Source organism: Streptomyces yunnanensis (genome assembly GCF_029011865.1).
Classification (GTDB): Bacteria; Actinomycetota; Actinomycetes; order Streptomycetales; family Streptomycetaceae; genus Streptomyces; species Streptomyces yunnanensis.
This window is the reverse complement of sequence record NZ_CP095749.1, coordinates 6,599,113-6,618,966: the sequence shown is the minus strand read 5'-3', so window position 1 is coordinate 6,618,966 and position 19,854 is coordinate 6,599,113. Positions and strand designations below refer to the sequence as shown.

At 74.7% G+C, this 19,854-nt stretch carries 19 protein-coding genes and 1 pseudogene; 11 read left to right on the top strand and 9 right to left on the bottom strand.

From position 1 onward, the window contains the following. The first annotated feature begins 51 nt into the window (after positions 1-51). The gene (locus tag MOV08_RS28895) at positions 52-852 is read left to right on the top strand and encodes a MerR family transcriptional regulator (RefSeq protein WP_275309449.1); all 801 of its coding nucleotides are present in this window, start codon (positions 52-54) and stop codon (positions 850-852) included. After that, positions 849-1,520: a hypothetical protein gene (locus MOV08_RS28890; RefSeq protein ID WP_275309448.1), complete on the top strand. Its 672-nt coding sequence runs from the start codon at positions 849-851 to the stop codon at positions 1,518-1,520. The genes MOV08_RS28895 and MOV08_RS28890 overlap by 4 nt, the downstream gene beginning before the upstream one ends. Here the strand turns inward: MOV08_RS28890 and MOV08_RS28885 are convergent. After that, positions 1,507-3,030 carry an RNB domain-containing ribonuclease gene (locus MOV08_RS28885; protein ID WP_275309447.1) on the bottom strand — a complete coding sequence of 508 codons (1,524 nt, stop codon included), beginning with the start codon at positions 3,028-3,030 and terminating at the stop codon, positions 1,507-1,509. The two genes, MOV08_RS28890 and MOV08_RS28885, sit on opposite strands and share 14 nt — an antisense overlap. 138 nt (positions 3,031-3,168) lie before the next feature. Between MOV08_RS28885 and yaaA the strand changes: the two genes are divergently transcribed. Together yaaA and eda are read left to right on the top strand one after the other, a co-directional pair. Next, complete coding sequence (gene yaaA, locus MOV08_RS28880) at positions 3,169-3,966, top strand: peroxide stress protein YaaA (RefSeq protein WP_275309446.1); 798 nt, start codon at positions 3,169-3,171, stop codon at positions 3,964-3,966. Positions 3,967-4,038: 72 nt separating this feature from the next. Continuing rightward, entirely contained in the window at positions 4,039-4,698 is a 660-nt protein-coding gene (gene eda, locus MOV08_RS28875; RefSeq protein WP_039637036.1) for a bifunctional 4-hydroxy-2-oxoglutarate aldolase/2-dehydro-3-deoxy-phosphogluconate aldolase, read from the top strand. A gap of 118 nt (positions 4,699-4,816) precedes the next feature. Here the strand turns inward: eda and MOV08_RS28870 are convergent, their stop codons facing one another. The 4 genes from MOV08_RS28870 to MOV08_RS28855 all read right to left on the bottom strand — a co-directional run bounded on the left by MOV08_RS28870 (position 4,817) and on the right by MOV08_RS28855 (position 8,867). Then, positions 4,817-6,019 (bottom strand): bifunctional RNase H/acid phosphatase, encoded by a 1,203-nt coding sequence (locus MOV08_RS28870; protein WP_275309445.1) that lies wholly within the window; start codon positions 6,017-6,019, stop codon positions 4,817-4,819. 3 nt (positions 6,020-6,022) lie between these two features. Further along, positions 6,023-6,766, bottom strand: a complete 744-nt coding sequence (locus tag MOV08_RS28865; protein ID WP_275311927.1) for a zinc ribbon domain-containing protein — start codon at positions 6,764-6,766, stop codon at positions 6,023-6,025. After that, the gene (locus MOV08_RS28860) at positions 6,763-7,638 is read right to left on the bottom strand and encodes a Nif3-like dinuclear metal center hexameric protein (protein ID WP_039637030.1); all 876 of its coding nucleotides are present in this window, start codon (positions 7,636-7,638) and stop codon (positions 6,763-6,765) included. Before MOV08_RS28860 ends, MOV08_RS28865 begins: the two co-directional genes overlap by 4 nt. A 200-nt stretch (positions 7,639-7,838) precedes the next feature. Continuing rightward, on the bottom strand, positions 7,839-8,867 hold the full coding sequence (locus MOV08_RS28855) for an ABC transporter substrate-binding protein (RefSeq protein ID WP_275309444.1): 1,029 nt from the start codon (positions 8,865-8,867) through the stop codon (positions 7,839-7,841). A gap of 233 nt (positions 8,868-9,100) precedes the next feature. Here MOV08_RS28855 and MOV08_RS28850 point away from each other — a divergent pair, with 233 nt between their 5' ends. Next, positions 9,101-10,444 (top strand): hypothetical protein, encoded by a 1,344-nt coding sequence (locus tag MOV08_RS28850; RefSeq protein ID WP_275309443.1) that lies wholly within the window; start codon positions 9,101-9,103, stop codon positions 10,442-10,444. A 161-nt stretch (positions 10,445-10,605) separates the two neighbouring features. Then, entirely contained in the window at positions 10,606-10,767 is a 162-nt protein-coding gene (locus MOV08_RS28845; RefSeq protein WP_203232587.1) for a hypothetical protein, read from the top strand. A 93-nt stretch (positions 10,768-10,860) separates the two neighbouring features. On the opposite strand, the gene MOV08_RS28840 is transcribed toward MOV08_RS28845, so the two are convergent. From MOV08_RS28840 to MOV08_RS28830, 3 genes are all read right to left on the bottom strand, one after another. Next, complete coding sequence (locus MOV08_RS28840) at positions 10,861-11,820, bottom strand: 3-oxoacyl-ACP reductase (RefSeq protein ID WP_275309442.1); 960 nt, start codon at positions 11,818-11,820, stop codon at positions 10,861-10,863. A gap of 66 nt (positions 11,821-11,886) precedes the next feature. Then, on the bottom strand, positions 11,887-12,972 hold the full coding sequence (locus tag MOV08_RS28835) for a Zn-dependent alcohol dehydrogenase (RefSeq protein ID WP_039637022.1): 1,086 nt from the start codon (positions 12,970-12,972) through the stop codon (positions 11,887-11,889). Between the two features lie 85 nt (positions 12,973-13,057). Then, a complete protein-coding gene (locus MOV08_RS28830) occupies positions 13,058-13,951 on the bottom strand; it encodes a MaoC/PaaZ C-terminal domain-containing protein (RefSeq protein WP_275309441.1) in 894 nt (297 codons plus the stop codon). Between the two features lie 551 nt (positions 13,952-14,502). Between MOV08_RS28830 and MOV08_RS28825 the strand changes: the two genes are divergently transcribed. The 4 genes from MOV08_RS28825 to MOV08_RS28810 all read left to right on the top strand — a co-directional run bounded on the left by MOV08_RS28825 (position 14,503) and on the right by MOV08_RS28810 (position 18,096). Continuing rightward, positions 14,503-15,402 (top strand): ABC transporter ATP-binding protein, encoded by a 900-nt coding sequence (locus tag MOV08_RS28825; RefSeq protein WP_275311926.1) that lies wholly within the window; start codon positions 14,503-14,505, stop codon positions 15,400-15,402. Then, complete coding sequence (locus MOV08_RS28820) at positions 15,402-16,130, top strand: ABC transporter permease (protein WP_275309440.1); 729 nt, start codon at positions 15,402-15,404, stop codon at positions 16,128-16,130. Before MOV08_RS28825 ends, MOV08_RS28820 begins: the two co-directional genes overlap by 1 nt. Positions 16,131-16,213: 83 nt before the next feature. Continuing rightward, positions 16,214-17,494, top strand: coding sequence for a sensor histidine kinase (locus MOV08_RS28815; protein ID WP_275309439.1), 1,281 nt, complete (start codon positions 16,214-16,216; stop codon positions 17,492-17,494). Continuing rightward, a complete protein-coding gene (locus MOV08_RS28810) occupies positions 17,491-18,096 on the top strand; it encodes a response regulator transcription factor (protein ID WP_039637015.1) in 606 nt (201 codons plus the stop codon). Before MOV08_RS28815 ends, MOV08_RS28810 begins: the two co-directional genes overlap by 4 nt. Positions 18,097-18,136: 40 nt before the next feature. Here the strand turns inward: MOV08_RS28810 and MOV08_RS28805 are convergent, their stop codons facing one another. Beyond that, on the bottom strand, positions 18,137-19,582 hold the full coding sequence (locus MOV08_RS28805) for an MFS transporter (protein ID WP_275309438.1): 1,446 nt from the start codon (positions 19,580-19,582) through the stop codon (positions 18,137-18,139). Positions 19,583-19,667: 85 nt separating this feature from the next. Between MOV08_RS28805 and MOV08_RS28800 the strand changes: the two are divergent. Further along, positions 19,668-19,831, top strand: a pseudogene (locus MOV08_RS28800) (IS5/IS1182 family transposase); the annotation flags it as partial. Between the last annotated feature and the right edge of the window lie 23 nt (positions 19,832-19,854).

Genomic DNA, 19,854 nt, shown 5'->3' with positions numbered 1-19,854 from the left:
CGGATTCCGGCGGCTTGACCTTGCCGTTGCGACAACGTTTCTACTGGGCTCATGCGTATCGGGGAACTCGCCGGGCTTGCCGGCGTCAGCACGCGGACCGTGCGGCACTACCACCACCTGGGGCTGCTTCCGGAGCCGCAGCGGAAGGCCAACGGGTACCGGGAGTACGGGCTGCGGGACGCGGTGGCGCTGGCGCGGGTGCGGCGGCTGACGGAGCTGGGGCTCGGGCTGGAGGAGGTTCGGGACGTGCTGGCCGACGACGCCGGCCGGGAGCTGCGCGAGGTGCTGACGGAGCTGGACGAGGACCTGGCGCGGCAGGAGGAGGCGATCCGGGCCCGGCGGGCGCGGTTGGCGGAGGTGCTGCGGCGCAGCGAGGAACCGGGCGGGCTGCCGGAGGAGGGCCCGGTGTCGGAGCAACTGGCCGAGGTGTTCGCGAAGATGGCGCGGACGTCGGCGACGCTGCCGGAGCCGGCGATGGCGGTGCGGGAGCGGGAGGTGCTGGCCCTGCTGGACGCGTCGGGCGACGGCCGGGCGCGGGGGGCGATGGCGGCGGCGCTGCGGGAGATGTTCGTGACGCCGGGCTCGATGGAGCGGGCGTATGCGGCGTGCGGGCTGCTGGACGAGCTGGCGGGGGCGGCGGTGGACGATCCGCGGGTGGTGGAGGCCGCGCGGGCGCTGGTGGAGTGCGTGCCCGACAGGGTGCTGGCGGCGATCGCCGCCGCGGCCGGGCCGGTGACGGCCCCGGGGCGGGCGACCGAGGTCTGGGCGGAGCTGCTGGTGAGGGAGCTGGCGCCGGCGCAGGCGGAGGCCATGCGGGTGGCGATGCGGATGATCGGGGAGGGAACGCGATGAGCACGAGGAACGGCGCCCGGTTCGGGGAGCGGGTGGGGCGGCTGCTGCGGCACGAGGGGCGGTGGCTGACGAGTCTGGTGCGGTGGGTGGCGCGGCGCCGGGTGGAGGTGCCGGAGGGGGCGCGGGCCCTGCCGTACGCGGGGGCGCAGGCGGCGCTGATGTACGGGCTGACGTTCGTGTTCGTGGTGGAGACGGTCGGGATGGGCCTGCTGTTGCGGGACCGTCCGGGCCTGCACGCGGTGGCGCTGGTGGCCGACGTCTACACCGTGCTGCTGGTGCTGGGCAGCCAGGCCGCGGCGGTGACCCGGCCGCATGTGCTGGGCGCCGAGGACCTGCTGGTGCGGAACGGTGCGCGGATGGAGCTGCGGATTCCGCTGGCGTCGATCGCGTCGGTCCGGTACGACCTGCGGTCCCGGCAGGACGCGGGGAGCGGCGCGGGCGGCGAACAGGGGGACGGCGGGCCGCTGGAGTTGGCGATCGCCGGGCAGACCTCGGTGACGGTGGAGCTGGCCGAGCCGGTGGTCGTGGTGCGGCTGCTGGGGCGGCGGGAGACGGTGCGCACGGTCCGGTTCCATGCGGATGACGCGCGGGGCGCGGTGGGTGCGGTGCGGGGCGCGGTGGACGCCGTGCGGGCGGCGGGGGCCCCGGAGCCGGTCACACCGGGGTGAAGCGGACCGGTTCCCGGCCCGGTTCGGCGCCGGCCAGGCGGACCCTGATGCGCCGGCCGAGGGGCAGCTCGGGGCCACCGGGGGCGGCCTGGACGGGGCCGATGACGGCCGGTTCGCAGAGGTGGACGGTGCCCTGGGTCGGGTCGTCCGCGTGGCGGTCGACGACCAGGGCCTCGAAGGTCTCGCCGACCCGGTCGTGCAGCAGGGCCGCCTCGACGAGGTCGACGCAGGCCCGCTCGACCCGGTTGGCGTGCTGGGCGCCGGTCTCCATCTCGTGCGGGAGGGCGGCGAGGGCGGCGCGGACCCAGCCGGGCGGGGCGTGGCCGGCCGCGGCGGCCAGGCAGAGCTCGGAGGTGTAGCGGTCCACGAGCCGGCGCAGCGGGGCGGTGGCGTGCGCGTACGGGGCGGCGACCGCGGCGTGCACGACGCCGGCGGCCGGCGGGGCGCCGCCGTCGAAGACGGTGTAGCCGGCGCCGCGGAGCAGGGTGGTGCACTCCTGGAGGAACGCGGCGTCGCCGGCGCGGCGCGGGTCGAGGGTGCGGATCAGCGCCGCGTACGAGGTGTGGTGGGGCCATGCGACGCCGAGGGCCTGTGCGGTCAGGCGGAGCCGGGCGACCGAGCCGGTCGGGGGGTTGGGGTCCTCGCCGCTCGAAGGGGGTTGCGGGCCGGGGGGCGGGAGGGTGCGCAGGATGCCGGTGCCGGCGGCGAGCATCAGCTCGGCTGCGGCCATGCCGGTGAGCAGGGAGATCTGGGCGTTCCAGGCGGCGGCCGGGAGCGGGGCGCGGTAGGCGAGGGTGTAGCGGCCGTCGCGTTCGACGATCTCCTGCTCGGGGAGGTTGAGCGAGATCGCGCCGCGGGCCGCCGCCAGCTCCTCGCGGAGCAGCCCGATCTCGCGGAGCAGGGCGAGCGGCTCCTCGGCGGTGCCGTCGTCGAGGACGCGCTGGACGCCCGGGTAGTCGAGGCGGGCGCGGGAGCGGACCAGGGCGCGGCGGACGGTGCTGCCGGTCAGCGCGCCGGCGGCGTCGAGGTCGAACTGCCACAGGACGGCCGGGCGGTCCTGGTCGGGCAGCAGGCTGGCGGCGCCCTCGCTGAGCACGGTGGGGTGCAGCGGGACCCGCTCGTCGGGGAAGTAGAGGGTGGCCACCCGGTGGTGCGCCTCGGCGTCCAGGGCGCCGCCCGGGGTGACGAACGAGGCGACGTCGGCGATGGCGTAGTGGACGCGGAAGCCGCCGCCCGGCCGCCGGGACAGGAACATCGCCTGGTCCAGGTCCTGGGAGCCGGGCGGGTCGAGGGTGAACAGGGGCAGGTCGGTGGCGTCGTCCAGGGTGTGCTCGGTGACGACCTCGCCGTCGCCGGCCGGGATGCGCGGGGCGCGGGCGGCGCTCTCCGCCTCGGCCTGGGCGGTGGGCGGGAAGTGGTCGGGGATCTCCAGCCGCACGCGCAGCTCGTGCAGGGCGGCCCGGAGGGGGGCCTCCGCTGCGTCGGTCACATGCATATGGCGACGGGGCATGGAATCGAGCGTATGACCGCCGGGCGCTCCCGGCGCGGCGTACGGGTGCCGGGCGGGGCCGCGGCGGGGCTGCGGACACGCCCTAAGCTTTCGACGGGGCCGCACCCCCTGCCCGTATTGCCGTGAAGGAGAAACACCGTGCTCGTGCTGTTGCCGCCGTCGGAGGGGAAGGCCGCCGGAGGGACCGGGAAGCCGCTGGACCTGGAGGGGCTGTCGCTGCCGGGGCTGACCGCGGCGCGGACGGAGGTGCTGGCCGAGCTGGTCGAGCTGTGCGCGGCCGACGCGGCCAAGGCGCAGGAGGTTCTGGGGCTGAGCGAGGGCCTGAAGGGCGAGGTCGCCAAGAACGCGGGGCTGCGCACGGCGGGCACCCGGCCGGCCGGGGAGATCTACACCGGGGTGCTCTACGACGCCCTGGGGCTGGCCTCGCTGGACGCCGCGGCGCGGAAGCGGGCCGAGCGGTCGCTGCTGGTGTTCTCGGGGCTGTGGGGCGCCGTGCGGATCGGCGACCCGATCCCGTCGTACCGCTGCTCGATGGGGGTGAAGCTGCCGGGGCTGGGCGCGCTGGGCGCGTTCTGGCGGGGGCCGATGGCGGAGGTGCTGCCGGAGGCCGCCGGGGAGGGCCTGGTGCTGGACCTGCGGTCGGCGGCGTACGCCACGGCGTGGAAGCCCAAGGGCGAGCCGGCCGGGCGGACCGCGACGGTGCGGGTGCTCCAGTCGAAGATCGTGAACGGGGTCGAGAAGCGGTCGGTGGTCAGCCACTTCAACAAGGCGACCAAGGGCCGGCTGGTGCGGGACCTGCTGATGGCGGGGTCCACGCCGGCGGATCCGGCGGAGCTGGTGGAGGCGCTGCGCGTGCTGGGGTACGTGGTGGAGGCGCAGGCCCCGGCGAAGGCCGGCAGGCCGTGGGCGCTGGATGTGATCGTCACGGAGCTGTGAGGGATCGGCGAACCGACCCTCGCATTGCAACATGCGCAACGGCCGTTGCGGAGGATGAGGGCCGGGCGCAGGATGGGCGGCGTGACTGACGCCGCCCCCTCCCCCGTGCCCTCGTCCCCCTCGGTCCTCGACCTCGCCCCGGTCATCCCGGTCGTGGTGCTCCAGGACGCCGCGGACGCCGTTCCGCTCGCCCGGGCGCTGGTCGCCGGCGGGCTGCCGGCGATCGAGGTGACCCTGCGCACGCCCGCCGCGCTGGACGCGATCTCGGCCATCGCCGACGAGGTGCCGGAGGCGGCGGTCGGCGCCGGGACCCTGCTGGACCCGGCGCAGGTCGCGGCGGCCGGGGCGGCCGGGGCGCGGTTCCTGGTGAGCCCCGGTTGGTCGCCTCGGCTGCTCGGCGCGCTGCGGGACTCCGGACTGCCGTTCCTGCCGGGTGTCTCGACGGCCTCGGAGGTGGTGACCCTGCTGGACGAGGGGGTCACCGAGCTGAAGTTCTTCCCCGCGGAGGCGGCGGGCGGCACCGCCTATCTGAGGTCGCTGGCCGCGCCGCTGCCGCAGGCCCGCTTCTGCCCGACCGGCGGGATCGGCCCGGCCTCGGCCCCCTCGTACCTGGCGCTGCCCAACGTCGGCTGCGTCGGCGGCACATGGATGCTGCCGGCGGACGCGCTGGCCGCCAAGGACTGGGCGCGGGTCGAGGGACTGGCCCGGGAGGCGGCGGCGCTGGGCGGCTGACGCCCCGGGCGGCGCCGCCCGCCGTACGACCGGCACCGCCCGCGAACGCGTCCGGCCCGGCACACGATCGCCGTGTGCCGGGCCGGAGGCGTTCGACGCAAGCGCGCCGGGGCGCCGTCTACCGCAGGTGGGAGGTGTCGTTCAGCAGCCGCAGCGAGGCGTTGCCGTCGGCGTAGTACGCGACCGCGGTCAGGGACGCCGCGGAGAGCTCCATGCGGAACAGCGACTCCGGCGGGGCGCCCAGCGCCAGACGGACCAGCGTCTTGATCGGGGTGACGTGGGTGACCAGCAGGACGGTCCTGCCGGCGTAGCGGGAGAGCAGCTTGTCGCGGGCGACCGCGACCCGGCGGGCGACCGCCGCGAAGGACTCGCCGCCGCCGGTGGGCGCCGCCTTGGTCGAACCGAGCCAGGCGTCCAGGTCGTCGGGGTAGCGTTCGCGGACCTCGGCGAAGGTCAGCCCCTCCCAGGCACCGAAGTCGGCCTCCCGGAGCCCTTCTTCGACGCGGACGTCGAGGCCGAGCCGGGCGGCGACCGCCCCGGCCGTCTCCTGGCAGCGGCGCAGCGGCGAGCTGACCACGGCCTGGATGGTGCCGCGGGCGGCGAGCGCGGCGGCGGCCGCCTCGGCCTGCCGGCGGCCGGCGTCGGAGAGTTCGGGGTCGGTCCCGCCGCTGCCGGAGAAGCGCTTCTGCGGCGTCAGGGCGGTCTCGCCGTGCCGGAGCAGGACGAAGGTCGCGGGGACGCCGAGGTCCGGCGAGCCCCAGCCGACCGGCGGGGCGGCCGGTGCGGCGTGCGCGGTCTCCGCGGCCTCGGCGGCGGCGTCGGCCGCACGGGCCGCGGCGCTGCGGGCGGGGGTCGCGTCGACCGGGCCGGCGAGCGCCGCCCGGGAGTCGCGCGGCTCCCACTGCTTGCCGCGCTTGCCCGCGTCCATCGCCTCGTTGGCGAGCCGGTCGGCGTGCTTGTTCCGGGAGCGCGGGATCCACTCGTAGGTGACCTGGGCGGACGGGAAGATCGACGCGGCCTCGGCGGCCAGCGGCTTCATGTCCGGGTGCTTGATCTTCCAGCGGCCGGACATCTGCTCGACGACGAGCTTGGAGTCCATCCGGACGTGGACGGCGGCCTCCGGGTCCAGGGCCCTGGCGGCGCGCAGCCCCGCCAACAGGCCCTTGTACTCGGCGACGTTGTTGGTCGCCGTCCCGATGAACTCGGCGGCCTCGGCCAGCGCCTCACCGCTCGCCGGGTCGAGGACCACCGCGCCGTAGCCGGCCGGCCCCGGGTTGCCCCGGGAACCGCCGTCCGCCTCGACGATCAGCTCGCGCGCCACGGCCTACAGCCCCGAGTCGGGCGTGCGGACCAGGATGCGGCTGCAGTTCTCGCACCGGACGACGGTGTCGGCGGCGGCCGCCCGGACGTCGTTCAGCTCGGTGATGTCCAGCTCCAACCGGCAGCCCTCGCAGCGGCGCTGGTAGAGGCGGGCGGCGCCGATGCCGCCCTGCTTGGTGCGGATGCGGTCGTAGAGCGTGACCAGCGCCTCGGGGATGTCGGCGACGGTCAGTTCGCGCTCCTTGTTGACCGTGGCGACCTCGGCGTCGATCTCGGCGTGGGCGGCGTCCCGGCGGGCGGTGGCGTCGTCGACCTTGGCCTGGATGGCCTCGACCCGGGAGGTCAGCTCGCGGACCCGCTCCTGGGCGCCCTCGCGGCGCTCCATGACCTCCAGGACGACGTCCTCCAGGTCGCCCTGGCGCTTGGCCAGCGAGGCCAGTTCGCGCTGGAGGCTCTCCAGGTCCTTGGGCGAGGTCACGGCGCCGGAGTCGAGGCGCTTCTGGTCGCGGGCGGCGCGCTGGCGGACCTGGTCGACGTCCTGCTCCGCCTTGGTCTGCTCGCGGCTGGTGTCGCTCTCCTCGGTCTGCGCGGCGACGAGCAGATCGCGCTGCTGGGTGAGGTCGGCCTCCAGGGTCTGCAGCTCGGCCAGCTCGGGGAGGTTCTTGCGCCGGTGCGCGAGCTGGGTGAGCCGGACGTCGAGGTTCTGGACGTCCAGGAGACGGATCTGGTCGGCGGGCGCGGCGTTCAGCGGGGGGCTCCTGTGGTGTGCGAATGGTCAAGGGGGCTGGTGAGCGGGGCGGACGCCGCGTGGGCGGTCCAGGGGTCGGTGACCGTGCGGGAGACGTGCGTGCGCAGTCCCCAGCCGTGCCGGTCGGAGACCGCGTCGAGTTGGGCCGCGGCCTGCTCGCACCACGGCCATTCGGTGGCCCAGTGGGCCGCGTCCAGCAGCGCCAGCGGGCTGTGCTGGGTGGCCTCGGAGGCCGGGTGGTGCCGCAGGTCGGCGGTGAGGAACGCGTCCACGCCGGCCGCCCGTACGTCGTCGAAGAGGCTGTCGCCGGAGCCGCCGGAGACCGCCAGGGTGCGGATCTCGCGGTCCGGGTCGCCGGCCGCCCGGATGCCCTGCGCGGTGGCGGGCAGGCGGGCGGCGGCGTACGCGGTCAGCTCGGCGAGCGTCATCGGGTGCGGGAGTTCGCAGATCCGGCCCAGGCCGCGACGGCCGGCCGGGTCGCTCGGGTCCGGCACCAGGGGGCGCAGGATCCGCAGGTCCAGGGCGCCGGCCAGGGCGTCGGAGACGCCGGGGTCGGCGGTGTCGGCGTTGGTGTGGGCGACGTGCAGGGCGATGTCGTGCTTGATGAGCGTGTGCACGACCTTGCCCTTGAAGGTGGACGCCGCGACCGTCGTCGTCCCGCGCAGGTAGAGCGGGTGATGGGTGACGAGGAGGTCCGCGCCGAGCCGCACGGCCTCGTCGACGACCTCCTGGACCGGGTCGACGGCGAACAGCACCCGGCCGACCTCGGTGTCGAGGTCGCCGCAGACGGTGCCGACGGCGTCCCACCCCTCGGCCCGCTCGGGGGGCCAGAGGACGTCGAGCGCGGCGAGGACTTCAGACAGTGCGGGCACGGGGGGAAGGTTACCTCTCCCCCGCGCCCGCGCGCCGGGTCGCGGTCCGCGCGGGGACCGCGGGCCCCTCCGGGCGAAGGATTCCGGCCGCCGATCCGGGCGCCGTGGCCGTGATCCGCCGGTGCGGCGGCGCGACGAGGTGCACGGGTCGCCGCTCCAGGGCCGCTACTTCACGAGGCCGCTGCTACTTCACGAGGCTGCTACTTCACGAGGAGGGCGCGCAGATCGTCCAGGACGCTGTTGGCCGCGGTGACGCCGAGGCCGAGGTACCAGGTCTCGTCCTTCACGTTCTTGGCGTGGCCGTCCTTGACCGCCTTGAGGTTCTTCCACAGCGGGTTCTGCTCGGCGGTGTCGCGCTTGGTGGACTTGGGGTCGCCGTAGACGCCGGTGAAGATCCAGTCGGCGTCGGCCTGGTTGATGTTCTCCGGGCTGACCTCGGTGGCGAGGTCGTCGACCTGCTGGTTCTTGGGGCGGGGCAGACCGACGTCCTTCAGGATGGTGCCGATGAAGGAGCGCTGGGCGTAGAGGCGGGTGAACTGCGGCATGTAGCGCAGCATCGTCACGGTCGGCTTCTTCGGGCCGATGTCCGCGCCGAGCTTCGCGGCCTTGGCCTCGTAGGCGGCGAGGGCGGTCTTGGCCTGCGCGGTCTTGTCCAGGGCCGCGGCGTTGAGCAGGTAGTTCTGCTTCCAGGTGAAGCCGGGGCGGATCGAGAAGACGGTCGGCGCGATCTTGCTGAGCTGCTGGTACTGCTTCTCGGCGCGCAGCTTGCTGCCCAGGATGAGGTCGGGCTTGAGGGCGTTGATGGCCTCCAGGTTGAGGCCGTTGATGGTGCCGACGCTCTTGGGGTGGCCGGCGTCCTTGGCGAGGTAGTCCGGGAGGGCGGCGTCGCCCTCGGTGGGCGCGTAGCCGACCGGCTTGATGCCGAGCGAGACGACGTTGTCGAGTTCGCCGACGTCGAGGACGATCACCCGCTTGGGAGCGGACGGGAGGGTCGCGGTGCCCATGGCGTGCCGGACGGTGCGCGGGAACCGGCCCGGCTCGGCGTCGGTGCCCATCTTCGCGGTCTGGTCGGCGGCCGAGCCGAAGTCCTTGCCGCCCTGGGCCACGGACTTCGAACCGGCGCCGCGGTCGCTGCCGCCGTCCGCGCCGGACGATCCACAGCCGGCGAGGGCGAGCGCGCCGGCGGCGGCGAGGACTATGGCGGCGGCGCCACGGCGGCGAAGGGGCATCACGAACACTCCAGGTCGAAGGCGGGCGCCGCCGGGCGGACCAGGACATCCCGGACCGCCCGTCGACAACTTAGGTCCGCCTAACTTTAAGCATCCTTGAATCGCGAGGCACACCCACCCCTCCCTACACCGGCGAATCGGACAACCGCCACCCTTATGCGTGAAGACCGGCAACTGCCGTTGATCGGCCGGAAGTGCGAAAACTAACGTCCCTCCACTGGAGGTGGCACCTGATGACGATCTGTGCCAGTGAGGACGCCTCGGCGCTCGACAGCCCGCCTCGCGCGGCGCTGACCCTCGCCGCCGACGGCTCGTACGCCGCCCGGCTCGCCCGTCACGACGACGCGGCCGGGAGCTGGTATCCGGAGCGCTGGACGATCGGCGGTCCGGAGCCGTACGCGGTCCCGCTGGCCGGCAGTCAGCCCGAGGAGCCGGACAGCGCCCTGCTGCCGCTCGCGGACGGCCGGGTGGTGATCGTCCGCCGGGTCGCCGACCGCTTCACCGTCTCCCTGCTCTCCCCCACCGGGCCCGGGACCCAGGAGGTGCTGGTCGGCGCGGTGGCGGCGCGGGCGCTGTCCCTGCTGCCGCCCGCCCCCGGCGGGACGCTCGGCTATGCGCTGGCGCCCGGCGCCGAGAGCACCGCGCTGTGGCGGGTGCACGGCGGGACGGGGGGACCGGAGCGGGTCGCCGTGGTACCGGGCCGCTGTACCGGCGGGGTCTGGCTGGATCACGACGGGCGCCTGCTGGCGGTGGACCGGGAGGTGGCCGGCCGCACCAAGACCGTACTGCTCGACCTGGCCCGCGATGCGGAGATCAGCCCGCTGCTGCAGATCACCGAGGAGAGCGACGACCGGCTGCTGCTCGCCGATCCGGACAGCGGGCTGCTGCTCGTCCGGTCGGACGCCCCCGGGCACGACCGGCTGGGCTGGGGCGTCCTGGGCAGCAGCCTGCCGGTGCGCTTTCCGGAGTGCCTGCGGGCGCCCGACATGGCGGTGACGCCGTTCGCGATCCAGCCGGGGCGGGCGCTGCTGCCGGAGAGTTGCGCGGTGGCGTTCCGGCTCGACGGCCCGGCCGGGACCCGGCTGGGCGTATGGCGGCCCCCGGAGCGGCAGTTGCGGCAGTTCCCGGCCCCGGAGGGCTGGTTGGCGGGCAGCGGTCGGTGGACACCGGACGGCGAACTGCTGCTCCCCTACACGACGGCGGCGGTGTCGTGCGGGGTGGCGCGGATGGCGGTGCCGCTGGGGCCGTTGGAGCCGGTCGCGGGGACGGGGGGTCCGCGCACGGAGGAGGCCCCGGCGGCGGGCGTTCCGGTGGCGGTGCGGGAAGAGCGGGAGGGCCCGGAGGCCGCCGTTCCGACAGGCGGCGTTGCGGACGCAAAGATTCCGGAGGTCGCGGTTCCGCCCGATCCGGGGCCGCCGGACGGCGGGGAAATCGTCCTGGAAACCAGCGATATCGTCGCCGACTCCACAGCATCTCCACAACCGAAGCCCCTCGACGCGGAACCGCTCGACCTTCCCCCACATCCCCGGATGTGCAGGCCAGTTCCCCTGCAACAGGCGCCTCTCTCGGCCCGGTAGTCCCCGTGGAGTGCCGAAACCCGCCCCGTTAGTATTCCGGGCGGGGGCTGTGCAGCCGGTTGACCCGGCCACCGACGGCACCGCACGGGTCGCTTCCCGGCGGGAGCCGGGGAGGTCCCGACGCGTACAGCTGTAAGCGATCCGACGGAGTGACTCTTTTCATGTCCGAAGCCCAGACCGAAACGACCCAGGCGCGCCCGTACGAGGCGGCCGCCGAGGCCGCAGGCTCCGGCAGGCACCGCGGTCCGGCCGCCGCCACAGAGGAGGCGCAGGACACCGCGCAGGGGCGGCACCGCCGGGACCACCAGGTCCATACCTTCTGAGCGCCAGACGCCGCAGGCCGTGGCCGCCGCACCGCGAACGCGGGCGGCGGCCACGGCCGTTGTGTGCCCGGACGCCGTCCGGCCGGGCGGCCGTCAGTCGTGCTTGAGGCCCAGCACCTCGGCCGCCGCGAAGGTCTCGTGCGCCGGGCGCTCGGCGAAGTACGGGGTGAGCAGGCCGTCCAGCTCCTCGTAGCTGAAGATCTCCTTTGCGGTGTCGAACTTTGCGGCGATCCGCGGGCGTTCGGCGATCGCGACCATGCCGCCGTGGACGACCAGCAGCTGGCCGTTGACCCCGGCGGCGGCCGGCGAGGCGAGATAGCCGACGAGCGGCGCGACGTGCTCGGGCGCGAGCGGGTCGGGCCGGCCGTCCTTCGCCACCGCGCCCCCCTGAGGGGCGGGAAAGCCGGCGAAGACGTCCTCGGTCATCCGGGTGCGGGCGCGCGGGCAGATGGCGTTGGCGGTCACGCCGTACTTGGCCAGCGCCAGCGCCGTGGACGTGGTCAGGCCGACGATGCCGCCCTTGGCCGCGGCGTAGTTGGGCTGGCCCGCGGAGCCGGCCAGGAACGCCTCGGAGGAGGTGTTGACGATCCGGCCGAAGACCGGTCCGCCGGCCTCCTTTGAGCGGGCGCGCCAGTGCGCGGCGGCGAAATGGGTGGTGTTGAAGTGGCCCTTGAGGTGGACCCGGATGACCGAGTCCCACTCGTCCTCGGTCATCGAGAACACCATCCGGTCCCGCAGGATGCCCGCGTTGTTGACCAGGATGTCCAGCTGGCCGTAGGTGTCGATCGCCAACTGGACGAGCGCGCCGGCCTGTTGGTGGTCGGCGACGTCGCCGGTGTGGGCGACGGCCCGTCCGCCGGCCGCGCGGATCGCCTCGACGACCTCCTGGGCGGGAGCTGCCGAGGCCGCGCCCGTCCCGGCCCGGCCCGGCTGGCCGAAGTCGTTGACGACGACCCGGGCTCCGAGGCGGGCGAGCTCCAGGGCCTCGGCCCGGCCTATTCCGCGGCCGGCACCGGTGACGATCGCGGTCAGGCCCTCCAGTGGCTGTGCCATGCGTGTCCTCTCCTGTGCTTCCGGTGCGGTTCCGCGCGGCCCTCGGCGCGCCGTGCGGACCGCCGCTCAGATCTCGATGCAGGTGCGCAGCGCGGTGCCCGAACGCATCTGGTCCAGGGCGTCGTTGATGCCCTCCAGCCGGACCCGGTGGGTGATCAGCCCTTCGAGGTCGATCCGGCCGGCCCGCCACAGGGCGATGGCCCGCTCGTAGGAGCGCAGCACGTCCGCGCCCCCGTACAGCGACGGCAGGATCCGCTTCTCGTCGAAGAACAGCTCGAACATGTTGACCTGGAAGGTGTCGTCCAGCGCGCCCGCGCCGACCACGCAGAGGGTGCCGCCGCGCCGGGTCGTCTCGTACGCGGTGCGGGCGGTGGCGGACCTGCCGACGACTTCGAAGACGTAGTCGAAGCCCTCGCCGCCGGTGATCCGGGCCTTGGCGTCGGCGAGTTCCTCGGGGGCGACGGCCTCGGTGGCGCCGAACCGGAGGGCGGCCTCGCGGCGGGCGACCACCGGGTCGACGGCGATGATCTGGGCGGCGCCGCAGGCCCGCGCCCCCTGGATGACGGAGATGCCCACGCCGCCGCAGCCGATCACCGCGACCGAGGAACCGGCCTCCACCTTCGCGGTGTTGAAGGCCGCGCCGAGCCCGGTGGTGACCCCGCAGCCGATCAGGGCGGCGATCTCGTAGGGGACGTCGTCCGGAATCGGGACCGCGCAGTTGGCGGCGACCACCACCTCCTCGGCGAAGGTGCCGGTGCCGGCGAAGCCGAACACCTCGGAAGGGCTGGCGCCGGCGCGCTTGAAGTTGGGGGTGCCGGCGTTCATGAACCCGGCCAGGCAGAGGTGGGTCTGGCCGCGCTTGCAGGACGGACAGCTGCCGCAGGCGGGCAGCCAGCACATCAGGACCCGGTCGCCCGCCTTCAGGCCGGTGACCCCGTCGCCGACGTCGAGGATCTCCCCGGCCCCCTCGTGCCCGGGGACGAAGGGCGCGGGCTGCGGCAGCACCCCGCTCATCGCCGAGAGGTCGGAGTGGCACAGGCCGGTGGCCCGGATCCGGACCCTGACCCGGCCGGGGCCGAACCCTACCGCCTCGACGTCGTCGAGCACCTCCAGCTTGTCCCGTCCCGTCTCGTGCTGTACGGCTGCGCGCATCCGAGCGGCTCCTCTCGTACGTACGACATTCCGGCGGGTCCGGCCGTGCTCCGCCGACCGGGCCCAGGCTCTTTGCGGACCCGACCTAGCCGTGCTCGACCACCGTGTCCGCCAGTACCGGCGCGTCGTCCCGCTCGGCCGCGGTGACCGAGACCCGGATGCGACCGCCCGCGCCCGCCTCCGCCGGCTCCCGCCACAGCCGGATCCGCAGCGTCTCCCCCGGGAACACCACCCCCGTGAACCGTGTGGTGTACGACCGCACCCGGGAGACGTCCCCGTCCAGCGCGGTGTCCACCACCGCCTTGAGCGTCACGCCGTACGAGCACAGGCCGTGCAGGATCGGCCGGTCGAACCCGGCGAGCTCGGCGAACTCGGGGTCGGCGTGCAGCGGGTTCCAGTCGCCGGAGAGGCGGTACAGCAGCGCCTGGTCCGCGCGGACGAGGCGTTCGGTGGTCAGGTCGGGTGCCCGGTCGGGCAGTTCGCCGCGGACCGAGGGGCCCCGCTCGCCGCCGAAGCCGCCCTCGCCGCGGACGAAGATCTGGGTGTCGCAGGTCCACAACGGCCCGTCGTCGTCGGCCACTTCGGAGCGCAGCACGATGACGGCCGCCTTGCCCTTGTCGTAGACGGCCGGGACGGTGGAGGTCTGGGTGGCGCGACCGTTCACGGGGAGGGGGCGGTGCACGGTGACGGTCTGCCCGCCGTGCAGGACGGCCGCCAGGTCGACGTCGATGCCCGGGGCGGAGAGTCCGCCGGCCAGGGCCATTCCCCCGCCCGCGACGGTGGCGAAGCTGGGGAGCACGTGCAGGGCGCTCTCCAGGGTGTAGCGGAGTTCGTCGGGGTCGGTGGCGGCGTGCGGCCGCTCCGGGGTGGCGGCGCCGGCGCCGATGCCGAGGTGGTAGAGCTGGACGTCCTTGTGGTCCCAGGCGAGTTCGGTGGTCCGCGGCTCGGCGGAGGTGGCCTTGGCGGCGTCGATGGGCATGGGGGTGCTTGCTCCTTCACCACGGTGTGAGACCCCGGCCCGGCCGTCCGCACCGTCGGCCGCGCCGGGGTCGTATCGGGTCGGCGGGCCCGCGCTCCTCGGCGCACTCCGCCGGCGCCCGGCGCACTGCACTTCTAGAACGCGTTCTAGCCGATGGCAGTCATGTATAGCCGATACGGGCGAGACCCGGAAGACCTCTGACGGTATGTCAGATGCCGGTGGCCGACGCCCGCCCACGGACGCGTCCGGCCGCGCCCCGCCCCGCCTTCCGGCCTCCGACCGCACCGTTCGGCCCACCGACCGATGACATTTGTCAGGGCCGTTCCCCCACATTCGCATCTGCCGCCGCGGCGGCGACTCTCCGTAGCGTCTGAGGCAGCGGGTGACGAGGTCGCCCCACACCGCACGGCGCGGACCTCTCGCGGCCGGACGGCACCGCCCACCGGCGCACGGAGCTGCGTCGACACCACGGGGAGGCAGTTGTGACAGGGACGACGAGCAGGGTGCGGGGGCCCGGCGCGGCACCGGCCGCGGGCCGGGCGGGGGCCGCGGTGGCGTTCACCGGCGTCACCCGGAGCTACGGCGCGGTGCGGGCCGTGGACGGGCTGGAGCTGACCATCGCCCCGGGCGAGACCGTGGCCCTGCTCGGGCGCAACGGCGCGGGCAAGTCCACCACCGTCAACATGCTGCTCGGCCTGCTGCCGCCCACCGAGGGCGAGGTGCGGCTGTTCGGCGACGCGCCCCAGGCGGCCATACGGGCGGGCCGGGTCGGGGCCATGCTCCAGGACGGCAAGCCCGTCCCCCGGGTCACCGTCCGCGAGCTGGTCCAGTTCGTCGCCGCCAGCTACCCCGACCCGATGGACGTCGGCGAGGCCCTGCGGCTGGCCGGGCTCGGCGAACTCGCCGGCCGCCGCATCGACCGGCTCTCCGGCGGCCAGGCCCAGCGCGTCCGCTTCGCGGTGGCGCTCGCCGGCAACCCCGAACTCCTGGTGCTGGACGAGCCGACGGCGGCGCTGGACGTGGAGGCCCGACGCGACTTCTGGAGCTCGATGCGCCGCTACGCCCGGGGCGGCCGCACGGTGCTCTTCTCCACCCACTACCTGGAGGAGGCCGACGAGCACGCCGACCGGATCGTGGTCCTGGACCGTGGCCGGGTCGCGGCCGACGGCAGCGGGGCCGAGATCAAGCAGCGGGCCGGCAGCGCACGGGTCTCCTTCGACCTCGCCGGCGCGCAGACCGGGGCGCTGGCCGGACTGCCCGGGGTGTGCGCGGTGGAGGTCCGCGGCGACCGCGCCCGGCTGCGCACCACGGACTCCGACGCGACGGTCCGCGCGCTGGCCGGCCTGGATCTGATCCGCGGCCTCCAGGTCGCCCCGGCCAGCCTGGAGGACGCCTTCCTCGCCCTGACCACCGCGGCGCCCGCCGCCCGCCCCACGAAGGAGACGGTGTGATGCTCGACTACGTCCGCCTGGAAGTGCGCCGCACCCTGCGCGACAAGACCTTCGCGATCTTCGGGATCGGGATGCCGGTGGTGATGTACCTGCTGTTCACCCATGTCGGCGCCGGTTCCGGCCCGGCGGCCGCGGAGTGGCGGGTCTCCTCCATGGTCGGCCTCGCCGCGTACGGCGCGCTGGGCGCGGCGCTCGGCTGCGGCACCGGCGTCGCCGAGGACAAGTCCCTGGGCTGGCTGCGGCAACTGCGGATCACCCCGCTCCCCCCGGCACAGGTGGTGGCGGGCCGCGGGCTGACCGGCTCGGTGACGGTGCTGCCGGCCATCGGCGCGGTGCTCCTGGTGGGCGCGCTGGTCAACGGCGTCCGGATGGCGGCCTGGCAGTGGGCCGCGCTGGTGGTGCTGCTGTGGCTGGGCTCCGTCCCGTTCACCCTGCTCGGACTCGGCAACGGCTACCGCCTCTCGTCCCAGGCCACCGGGCTGGTCAACACCGGCTGCCTGCTGCTGCTCTCGATCGTCGGCGGCCTGTGGTTCCCGATCGAGGCGTTCCCCGGCTGGCTGCGGACGCTGGCCTCCTGGACGCCCGCCAACCGCTTCGCCGACCTGGGCCAGAGCATCGCCCAGGGCGGCGCGCCGGGACCGGCCACGGTGGCGATACTGGCCGCCTGGCTGGCACTCTTCGGCGGTTACGCGGTGTACGCCTACCGCCGGGCGGCGCGGACACCGTGACCAGCGGCACGAGCGGCGGCGTGACGGCAGGTGCCGTCGGCGGCACGAGCACGGGGAGAGCACGGTATGAGGCGAGGAACGACATGATCCTGACAGGACGGCGGCGGGAGCGGGACGGCGCGCCCGGCTGCGGGCCGGAGCAACGACCGGGCCCGGCGGCGAAGCGGCCGGACGAGCGCGAGCCCAGGGGCCCCGGCCGGGGCGCCTTCCTGCCCTGGCTGCTGATGGGACTGGGCGCGTTCTCCAACATCATCCAGGGCAAGTCCGGCAACCCCTGGCTGGCCGGCGCCGGGCTCCTCGCCTTCAACTCCCTCTACCTCACCGTCGTCTTCGCCGCCTTCAGCCCCCGGCTGCGCGACACCCGCTACCCGGTCTACGCCCTGGCCGCGCTGACCGCCGTCACCGTCGCCGTCGCACTCGGCTTCGGCGGCAACTGGTTCCTGTTCTTCCCCCTGCTGTCGCTGGCCTCCGGCACGGTGCGGGCGCTGCGCGGCAAGCCGCTCGCGATCTGGCTGATCACGCTCAGCGGGTCGGCCGGCTTCCTGTCCGGCTGGTCGGACGCGGGCGCCGCGGGCGCGTTCGGCATCGGCTACGGCACGTTCCTGTCCGGGATGGTGACGGCCACCGTCCTCAGCCTCTTCGACACCATCCAGGAACTGCGCGCCACCCGCCAGGAACTGGCCCGCAGCGCGGTGGAGAAGGAGCGGCTGCGGTTCTCCCGCGACCTGCACGACCTGCTGGGCCACACCCTGTCCGTGGTGGTGGTCAAGGCCGAGGCGGTCCGCCGGCTGGCGCCGCGCGACCTCGACGCGGCGCTGGCCCAGGCCGCCGACATCGAGGCGGTGGGCCGGCAGGCGCTGACCGAGGTGCGCGAGGCGGTCACCGGCTACCGCCAGGGCAGCCTGGCGACCGAACTGGACCGGGCCCGTTCGGCGTTGGACGGCGCCGGGATCGAGCCGGTGGTGCGGCAGTCCGGACCGCCGCTGCCGCCGCAGGCCGCCGCGCTGCTGGGCTGGGTGGTCCGCGAGGGCGTCACCAACGCCGTCCGGCACAGCGGCGCCACCCGCTGCGAGATCACGGTGCACGCGGACGACGACCGGGTGCGGTTGACGATCACGGACGACGGCCGCGGTCCCGTAAGCTCCGGTGCGTCCTTCGCGGACGAGGCCGCCGGGGCCCTCGCACCGCCCGACGCCACCACCGGTCCGGTGGGCGGCACGGGCCTGAAGGGGCTGACCGAGCGGCTGGCCGCGGCGGGCGGCACACTGCGCAGCGGCCCCGACGGGCCGCGCGGCTTCCGCGTCACCGCCGAACTCCCGGTGGGCGCGGGCGATCTGGCGGATACGGAGGAACTGTCCAGGTGATCAGGCTGCTGCTGGCCGAGGACCAGCGGATGATGATGGGCGCGCTGGCGCTGCTGCTCGGCCTTGAGGACGACATGGAGGTGGTGGCACAGGTCCCGGCGGGCGACCAGATCGTCGCGTCCGCGCTGGAGACCCGCCCGGACGTCGCGCTCCTGGACATCGAACTCCCCGGGCGCAGCGGCCTGGACGCCGCCGCCGACCTGCGCGACGCGCTGCCCTCGTGCAAGGTGCTGATCGTGACGACGTTCGGGCGGCCCGGCTATCTGCGCCGCGCCATGGAGGCCGGGGCGTCCGGCTTCCTGGTGAAGGACGGGCCGGTGGAGGACCTGGCGGCGGCGATCCGCCGGGTGCTGGCCGGTGAGCGGGTGATCGACCCCGGCCTGGCCGCCGCGGCCCTGAGCGCCGGCCCCAACCCGCTGACCCCGCGCGAGCGCGATGTCCTCACCGCCGCCGTGGACGGCGCCACGGTCTCCGACATCGCCGCCAAGCTGCACCTTTCGCAGGCCACGGTCCGCAACTACCTCTCGGCCGCGATCGGCAAGACCGGCGCCCGCAACCGCATCGAGGCGGTACGGGCGGCCCGGCGCAACGGCTGGCTGTAGGGCCCGGCGGGGCGCCCCCGGCCGCGGCCGGGGCGCCCGCTCAGCCGTGCGCGGTGTCCGTACGCCGCCGCGGCAGCGCGAGCAGCATCAGCGCGACGCCGCCGGCCAGCACCACCGCACCGACCAGGAAGGCCGTGCCGTAGCCGCTCGCCAGCGCCGCCCGGCCGGAGCCCGAGGCGATCCGGGAGGCCGCGACGGTGGAGAGCACCGACAGGCCCAGCGCGCCGCCCATCTGCCGCGAGGTGTTGATCAGGCCGGAGACCAGCCCCTGGTCGTCCGGGTCGGCACCGGAGGTGGCGATGGCGGCGATCGGCGTCGCGGTCAGCCCGGCGCCCAGCGCCATCAGCACGCCCGGGCCGAGGATCGTCCCGAGATACGTCCCGTCGACCGCCATCGTGCTCTGCCACGCCATCCCGGCCAGCGAGAGCACCGCCCCGCCGACCGCCAGCGTCTTGGCGTCGAGCCGGTGCATCAGCCGGGGCGCGATCTTCGACCCCAGCACGATGCACAGCGAGTGCGGGATGAAGGAGAGACCTGCCTGCAGCGGCGTGTACGACAGGACGTTCTGCGTGTAGAGGGACAGGAAGTACCACATGGAGAACATCGCGGCGCCGGACAGCACCATCGCCGCGTTGGCCGAGGAGACCGACCGCAGTCGGAACAGCCCCAGCGGCATCAACGGCGCCTTGGTGCGCGCCTCGACGGCGACGAAGACCGCGACCACCACCAGCCCCGCGACCAGCGGCAGCAGCGCCGACGCCGACCCCCAGCCGTGCGTCTCGGTCTGCACGATGCCGTACGCCACCAGCCCGAGCCCGCCGGTGACCAGCAGCGCACCGGGCACGTCCAGCCGCCGCGCGGCGCCCTGCCGGCTCTCGGTGAGCCACAGCGCGGCACCGGCCAACACCAGCGCGCCCACCGGGACGTTGATCAGCAGCACCCACCGCCACGACAGGTACTCGGTCAGCACCCCGCCGACCAGGCCGCCCACCGCGCCGCCGCCCGCGCCGACCGCCGTCCACGTCGCGATGGCCCGCGTACGGGCCGGGCCGGCCGGGAACGACGTGGTCAGGATGGTGAGGGTGGCCGGGGAGAGCACCGCGGCCCCCACGCCCTGGATGGTGCGGGCGGCGATCAGCTGCCAGGGCTCCTGGGCGACCCCGCCGGCCGCGCTCGCGAGGGTGAACAGCGCCAGCCCGACGAGGAAGATCCGCTTGCGGCCGAAGATGTCGGCGGCCCGGCCACCGAGCAGCATGAAGCCCGCGAAGGTGATCACGTAGGCGTTGACGATCCACTGCAGGCCCAGCTCGGACAGGCCCAGTCCGGAGCGCATGGCGGGCAGTGCCACGTTCACGACGGAGACGTCCAGCACGACCAGGAACTGTCCGGCGCAGACCAGCAGCATCACCAGCCAGGCCGGCGCGGCCCTCCGGCGCACGGACGCGGACAGCGTGGAGGAGGCGGCTATCGGGGGCATGCGGACCATGCTCGCACCCGGCGCTCGCCTCCCGCATCGGGATATCGGTGCATACGCCGGCCGCTCGGGCCTAGGTCCGGAGGCGTAGGGCCGGGGCGGGCGGCCTGCTGGCTTCGACAAGACGATCTACAAGCGCAGGAACGAAGCCAGCAGACGATCAACGCGTTGAAGAACTTCCGGGCGGTGGCCACGAGGTTCGACGAGAGGGCCCACATCTTTCACGGCACCGTGACCGTCGCAGCAATTCGCCTGTGGCTTGGCTCTTCAACCCGCCAAACCCG

What these genes read in the sequence shown, in the direction of transcription:
- MOV08_RS28895 (WP_275309449.1), top strand. Translation starts at nt 52, where the DNA reads ATGCGTATCGGGGAACTCGCCGGGCTTGCCGGCGTCAGCACGCGGACC.
- MOV08_RS28890 (WP_275309448.1), top strand. Translation starts at nt 849, where the DNA reads ATGAGCACGAGGAACGGCGCCCGGTTCGGGGAGCGGGTGGGGCGGCTG.
- MOV08_RS28885 (WP_275309447.1), bottom strand. Translation starts at nt 3,030, where the DNA reads ATGCCCCGTCGCCATATGCATGTGACCGACGCAGCGGAGGCCCCCCTC.
- eda (WP_039637036.1), top strand. Translation starts at nt 4,039, where the DNA reads ATGGGCGGCGTGACTGACGCCGCCCCCTCCCCCGTGCCCTCGTCCCCC.
- MOV08_RS28855 (WP_275309444.1), bottom strand. Translation starts at nt 8,867, where the DNA reads ATGCCCCTTCGCCGCCGTGGCGCCGCCGCCATAGTCCTCGCCGCCGCC.
- MOV08_RS28850 (WP_275309443.1), top strand. Translation starts at nt 9,101, where the DNA reads ATGACGATCTGTGCCAGTGAGGACGCCTCGGCGCTCGACAGCCCGCCT.
- MOV08_RS28845 (WP_203232587.1), top strand. Translation starts at nt 10,606, where the DNA reads ATGTCCGAAGCCCAGACCGAAACGACCCAGGCGCGCCCGTACGAGGCG.
- MOV08_RS28840 (WP_275309442.1), bottom strand. Translation starts at nt 11,820, where the DNA reads ATGGCACAGCCACTGGAGGGCCTGACCGCGATCGTCACCGGTGCCGGC.
- MOV08_RS28835 (WP_039637022.1), bottom strand. Translation starts at nt 12,972, where the DNA reads ATGCGCGCAGCCGTACAGCACGAGACGGGACGGGACAAGCTGGAGGTG.
- MOV08_RS28830 (WP_275309441.1), bottom strand. Translation starts at nt 13,951, where the DNA reads ATGCCCATCGACGCCGCCAAGGCCACCTCCGCCGAGCCGCGGACCACC.
- MOV08_RS28820 (WP_275309440.1), top strand. Translation starts at nt 15,402, where the DNA reads ATGCTCGACTACGTCCGCCTGGAAGTGCGCCGCACCCTGCGCGACAAG.
- MOV08_RS28815 (WP_275309439.1), top strand. Translation starts at nt 16,214, where the DNA reads ATGATCCTGACAGGACGGCGGCGGGAGCGGGACGGCGCGCCCGGCTGC.
- MOV08_RS28805 (WP_275309438.1), bottom strand. Translation starts at nt 19,582, where the DNA reads ATGGTCCGCATGCCCCCGATAGCCGCCTCCTCCACGCTGTCCGCGTCC.